This is a genomic window from Eubacterium ramulus (assembly GCF_003122485.1).
Classification (GTDB): Bacteria; Bacillota; Clostridia; order Lachnospirales; family Lachnospiraceae; genus Eubacterium_I; species Eubacterium_I ramulus_A.
Map to the genome: position 1 here is coordinate 1 of NZ_JRFU01000083.1, position 5,859 is coordinate 5,859.

The 5,859-nt window shown below is 41.4% G+C and carries 6 protein-coding genes; 3 read left to right on the forward strand and 3 right to left on the reverse strand.

The window, feature by feature from the left end; all coding sequences use genetic code 11:
- Positions 1–83: 83 nt before the first annotated feature.
- The 3 genes from LG34_RS16695 to LG34_RS07535 are packed head-to-tail and all read left to right on the forward strand — an operon-like array spanning position 84 to position 1,335.
- Entirely contained in the window at positions 84–245 is a 162-nt protein-coding gene (locus LG34_RS16695) for a hypothetical protein (RefSeq protein ID WP_181369317.1), read from the forward strand.
- Positions 239–1,063, forward strand: coding sequence for a hypothetical protein (locus LG34_RS16535; RefSeq protein ID WP_146190202.1), 825 nt, complete (start codon positions 239–241; stop codon positions 1,061–1,063). The genes LG34_RS16695 and LG34_RS16535 overlap by 7 nt, the downstream gene beginning before the upstream one ends.
- Positions 976–1,335: an OmpA family protein gene (locus LG34_RS07535; protein WP_109215522.1), complete on the forward strand. Its 360-nt coding sequence runs from the start codon at positions 976–978 to the stop codon at positions 1,333–1,335. The genes LG34_RS16535 and LG34_RS07535 overlap by 88 nt, the downstream gene beginning before the upstream one ends.
- 147 nt (positions 1,336–1,482) lie before the next feature.
- On the opposite strand, the gene LG34_RS16700 is transcribed toward LG34_RS07535, so the two are convergent.
- The 3 genes from LG34_RS16700 to LG34_RS07545 all read right to left on the reverse strand — a co-directional run.
- A complete protein-coding gene (locus LG34_RS16700) occupies positions 1,483–1,623 on the reverse strand; it encodes a hypothetical protein (RefSeq protein WP_181369320.1) in 141 nt (46 codons plus the stop codon).
- A 42-nt stretch (positions 1,624–1,665) separates the two neighbouring features.
- Positions 1,666–4,692: a hypothetical protein gene (locus LG34_RS07540; RefSeq protein ID WP_109215523.1), complete on the reverse strand. Its 3,027-nt coding sequence runs from the start codon at positions 4,690–4,692 to the stop codon at positions 1,666–1,668.
- Positions 4,693–4,827: 135 nt separating this feature from the next.
- Positions 4,828–5,859, reverse strand: a 1,032-nt coding sequence (locus LG34_RS07545; RefSeq protein WP_207657025.1) for a VWA-like domain-containing protein, incomplete at its 5' end; no start/stop codon positions are given.

The following is a 5,859-nucleotide window of genomic DNA, read 5'->3' on the forward strand; positions in this document are numbered from 1 at the left end:
ACTCACCACTTGCAGAAGTGGGAGTCTCAACTCAGACTGAGATGAATGAGAGACAAAAATATATCAGAAAGGAGGCTAATGCTATGAAACAGATAGACACACAAAAACTTGCCGCAAAGATCAAAACAGAATATGGCATTTCAGAACAGGCAGTATTTGAGAAAGCGGCACAGATACAGCTGGATTGCCCGGAGCAATTGGTGCAAAACGTTTATGAGTGGGTGGAAGAACGTCCGTTGTGGTAGGAGCACATTCCAATGCCAATGTGATCTCACCAAATGCAAAAGAAATTGCAGATAAAGTATATCAGTGTACCTATACATACGGTACCGTCAGCCTGATCCGGGCAGACGGTAAACCGGAAGAATTTCTGAAGGCAACAATTGAAGAACCGTCCACAAAGGGGCTTTCAGATAGAAAACTGAAGTCTCTGGCAGAAGATAAGCGTGATCAGATTCTGGCAGCGTTTAACACGAATGGCATGGCAAAATATGAAGAAGTTGATACGCTGGATGCCATCCGTCTGGCAGCAAATTCTTTGAAATCTGCTGAAACAGATGAAAAATATCTGGTTGTGGCAGATCCGGGACTTTCAACTACAGGTTATTTAAATTTCTGTAAAGATGATCTCTTTCATACAGATACCGCAGATATTGTAGAAGCCCTTGTGGATGAAAAAGCAATTCCAGACCTGGAAGGTGTAAATGTACTTTGGATGTATGCAGGACAGACAGCAGAACCGCAGGAACGTTTATCGGAAGTGCAGAAAGCAAAGCTGATTGAAATTTGGACAGCTGTGCTGGAGCAGGCAGGAGCAGCATCTTATGATTTTTCTGTGGACTCAGCTTCTTCGACTGCTTACTCAGATCTTCCATCTGTTTCCATTGTGCCTGCTGATGAGCGGGTATCAGATATTACGCCACTGCAGACCGTGGTTCTGGATTCAGAAAATGTTTCTTTTGTTGGTGATCAGGCGTGTTCGAGGATGAGGAACAGGACAAAAAGGCAATCGGCAATGTCGCACAGACATTGCTGGATCATCCACAAAACAGTGTTTACGTAGTTGGATGTACTGCATCAGCAACAGGAAAAGAAGATTTTTGCCAGACACTTTCCGCGGCGAGAGCCTCAGCGGTAGTAGAATTATTAAAAAATTTTGGAGTGCCAGCAGAACAGATGAAAGCGGTTGGTATGGGAAGTCGGGCTCCATGGCATGTGCCGGATCTGGACGCTTCCGGACATCAGATTGAGGAATATGCAAAGCAGAATCGCTGTGTAGTAATTCTTGATACGCTGGATCCGGAGTATGGAGAGGTCGTTGCTTCCTATTTTTGACATAATAAACAAGCCTGTGAAGAAAGTACCGATATATTTCTTCACAGGCTTTGCTTTTTGATGAGTGTTATATTTTTTACTTCATAGAATACAGCTATTCTTCGGTTAGATCCTGTCTTTTTTTGTTTAACCGTTTGCGGATCTCTATTAAGGTTCCATAATGAGTTTGGAACAGATGGGATATCGTTCATCATCTGATATTTTTAAAATGGATTTGTGAAGTGCTTCGGCGTAATTTCTGCCTTTTCCACCATAAATGACAGCTACGTTTTTGTATTTTGATATCATTTTATACCTGCCTTTGTGCTTTATCTCTCTGGTTTCTCTGAATCAAAAAGCTTGGTCGGTGTGCCATTGATTCGTCAATATATCCGCTGTTTTTTCAATATTTTCATAGTTGAGTTTCTGAAAATACGAATAATCTTTTTCATAGGAAAAATATTTTGCAAATTTTGGATTTAATAACGGTATAAGTTCTTCCTTGCTTAAGGTATCAATATTCTTGCTGGTGCAGATCTCTCTTTTGGCTTCATCAGATAAAATTTCCTGTAGTGTTTTCAGATCATTCCAGGAGCAGATACATGGATGAAGTTTCGCAATCTGCAACGTGTGGCGGCTCACACCGCTATTGATATATTGCAATACCTGAGATGGTTCTACTGGCAGCCAGCCGCGGGTTAACTGATAGCAGCACCAACGCATCTGCTCATATTTGGCAAGCTGTTCGACAAGATCCTGATGAAACGAAGGATGTTCATTCTTGGCATCTGTCACGGATGTATCGGTCAGTTTTTCCAGATATGTTTCGGCCATATGAGAGCGTGTTTCCGGATTCCACCAGGCATCCGGATCCTGAATATCCCAGGAACTCCAGTCCGGTGTCGGTGTGATTCCTGCTTCAAATAAGCGGTATGGCATGCTCACGGCAGCAGAAAAGGAAGAATCACGGTTGTATAATCGCTCAAAATATGATTTCAGATTCTCATAGCAGGCATCTTTTTGCTGAGAAGACTGACAGTACTGCAAATGAACGCATTGTGATATTTCTTCAATGACACCTCCGTTTAACTGATCCCAGGAATACAGATCTGCGATAGAAGCAAACGGAATAAAATTATAATTATTAAACCATTTGTTTGCATGCTCCGTTTCCTTTGGAATGATCAGATCTTTGGACAAACCTGCATAATCCGGATCGGTACAGTGAACCGCAATGATAAAATTTTTCTTTGAATAACTGTTGATACGTCCGTCCAGAACCGATTTGCGGATCGTAAGCTCCCGGATTCTGGTTGCCAGTTTGATGCTTCCTACATCGGAAACAGAGTCCACAACGAAGTATAAATAATCGTTGGAAGAACTGATATCTTTCAAGGTGTTCAAAATGGAACGACTTGAAAAGGAAGTGTCCTGATACCAGATTTCCGGGAATGGAATATCATCAATCTGAATATTTTTGGATTCGTTGTCCGTATCTGCGTATGATTTATTGCGATTGACATGATAAGAAAAATCAGCCAGTCCCGGGCAATCCAACAAAATGGAATCTGCAATTTCAGAAGCATGCGGAGAAATCAGGGAAATCTTGGTATTGATTTTTTCGCATAAGCGCGGCAAGGTCCAAAAGGCTTCTTTGATCAGCCATTTTGCATAGTTGTGATCTGGATTATCGGAGAAGATGACCAGATGCATATTTTGGACTTTTTCTATTTCATTCGCATTCCGTTTTGGCAAAGTGAGCGGATAAAACAGAGGATGTCTGGCAAACAGGTAATCCGCGCTTCGTTTTGCTTCATCAATCAGATAAATTTTAATGAGAGAAAAATCTGCGGAAGATCTGATCTCATTGTTTTCCGTAAAATAACTGAGGGCAGTATCCAGTATAGGAGTAGCTTCCGCCTCATCACATCTTATGTACAGTTCGAAGTTTTTCCAGTCAGAGATCGTTGTTTCTTTTTCAGTAGCGATATTTTTCTTGATACGATCCAGAACATTAAGGGCATCCTGCAGATTAAGATCAAAATCGTCATGAATGAGCAGCATTCTCTGATGCACATGCGGTAAAATTGCTGATTCCGGTACACTTGAGACAGAACTCTTCCAGCTTTCCGGTTTGGTTTTTTCTATCCAGTCATAAATCTTATTTTTACAGTTGGCGGTAAAAAATCCGGATGTGACTGTCTTTGAAGGCACAGGAGCCGCCTTAATATCATTTCTTTTCTGACTGCTGTAAATACTGCCATAGTAGTATGCCTGTTTTTCAATATCTTCGATGGATGAAAATGCTTTTGGAACCGGATAACCGTTGACACAGCAGGTATGCAGATACGTCAGAGTCTCAGCCATGATAAGGTCGGAGGCGTATTTGTAGCTCTGAAATACCTGTTCACAGAGTTCGCCCGCTTCTGTAAATGCCTTTGCGTTAATGTAGCCTGGAACCGGAGCTAACATTTTTCTGGCTTCAGCAGTGTCTGTTTTTTCCGATGGGATTTCAAAAGTGTCTGCAATGAAATCCGAACCATCATTTTCAGGAGTGGTGTAAAAAAGTGTATTGACGGTCTCTGTTGGAAAAATCATCGGAGCCAGACGTACAATCAGCTCTGCATATACATTCTTTTTGTCTTTCCTTTCAGATGTGATCTGCTTGTTTTCTTTTTCTTCCACTTTTGCAAAAATAATCCAGACACAGGCGAGGATGGATAAGGTGGACAGACGTTCAAAAAATAAATTATCCTCACTGGAAATATCGGAGCTGTTTCGTTCATCAAGGAAGGGGGATTTACTGTAATCGGCAGCTTCTATGGAATGCAACAGTTTGCCAAGCGGAATTTCATTTCCGTGATAAGGAATGGTAATTTTGTTTTTTTGAAAATCCCGTCGATCGGATTTTACTCTTTTAAAAAAATCCGTGTCAGCTTCAGCTTCAAAATCTTCAATGGTGTAATTGTCCTCAAGGAAGAGATGAATATATTTTTTATAATCTTCAAGGTATATGGAATATTGGTCACCAAAATATTCTTTGAGGAAAAATTTCCATTGCTTTTTAAATTCATGACGGATTGGAAAAGTATCCAGTGTATATGCGATATTGTCCTGTTTGGTTTTCAACAACAGCAGATTGATGAGCTTCTCAGATGTCTTGGGAGAGTCACCGAAGTTAAATAATCTGCTGCGAAAGGCTTTAACGTTATTCAGCGCATCCAGAATCGTACCGTCTTTTCTTTGATAAAAAGATGACTCCTGAATCGATTTTCCCAAATCCGGGTTATTAAAAAATGAAGGCGCCAGCAAAAAATTTACAATGTATGCCTGCGAACAGCGTGGTGGCATAAGATTACCCCATGTAATGTTGATCATAAGAATCCCCCTTTTGTTTTCGTCTGAAATACAGTATATCTTTGGGCTTTTATCGTAATCGTATATAAAATAATTATACTATAAGAACCATCGTGAGGACAAGATTGAAAGGCTAAATCGCGGGGGAGAATGCCGTTACAACTGGATTACTTGTCCCCATGGCACATCCGCATTTCCACCTTTGCAGATCAGCCACAATACCGGCACATTGAAAGCCTCTTTTTCATCTGGAAATCTTGCACATCCATCCGTAAAAATAAGAATTGCCCGTGGAAGATTCGGATACAGTTTCTCTTTCAGGTAACGGAAGATAATATGAAAACTGGTGCCGCCGCCACCCTGTGCGGTCAGGTCTTTTAGGTCGTTTTCAGATTCAAAGGGTTCCGGATCCGTAATGTTGCTGTCAAAAAAGGAAATGCTTCCTTTTAAGCCTGCCTGTCTCATAGCATCTAGAATCTCAGCCATCGTGCAGGTCGGTTCTTCTCCCGTAACAGATCCGGAAGTATCGATACATACCCAGATATCATCCGCAGTCTGATGTTCTTCATCCATGTTGTATGCAGGCAGATAAAAATCGGAAAACGCATATCTTCGATCCGGGGGAAGAAAGTTGTAGTCATAGGTGTCGGACTGTAAAAAATCATGAAGGATCTGTTTCCAGTTTAAACCGGAGCGTCGGGCAATATCCTGTACGATGGTTCGGACATGCTGTGGCATTCCGGTGGAATCACCACACTGTCTGAATGCAGATTGGATTTTTTTATTCCAGCTATCCTGAAGCTGTATTTTATCGCAGATACCCTGCCAGATATCATGTCGGTCAAAAGAACTCTTTTCAGATTTCCCGTTGTCTGTCTGTATCTGAGAGGATTTATTTGCATTGTTCGGATCTGTTTGCATTTGAGAGACTCCGTTTGTGTTATTCTGATCCGCTTGCATCTGAGAAGCACCATTTGTATGATTTGGTCTGCTCTGCATCTGAGAGATTCTATTTGTATGATTTTGGTGAATTAGCATCTGATAGATTTCTTCCGCGTTATATTCACGTCCTTCTTTTCCATCTGGTGCAAATGCCTCATAATACTCATTAGGAATCCAGGGAGAACCGATGGAAAATCCGATGGCATCAAAGTCTGATTTTGAAGGCATGATAGACTTCAAAGCCGC

Coding starts and splice junctions, on each gene's coding strand:
- LG34_RS16695 (WP_181369317.1), top strand. CDS start 84: ATGAAACAGATAGACACACAAAAACTTGCCGCAAAGATCAAAACAGAA.
- LG34_RS16700 (WP_181369320.1), bottom strand. CDS start 1,623: ATGATATCAAAATACAAAAACGTAGCTGTCATTTATGGTGGAAAAGGC.
- LG34_RS07540 (WP_109215523.1), bottom strand. CDS start 4,692: ATGATCAACATTACATGGGGTAATCTTATGCCACCACGCTGTTCGCAG.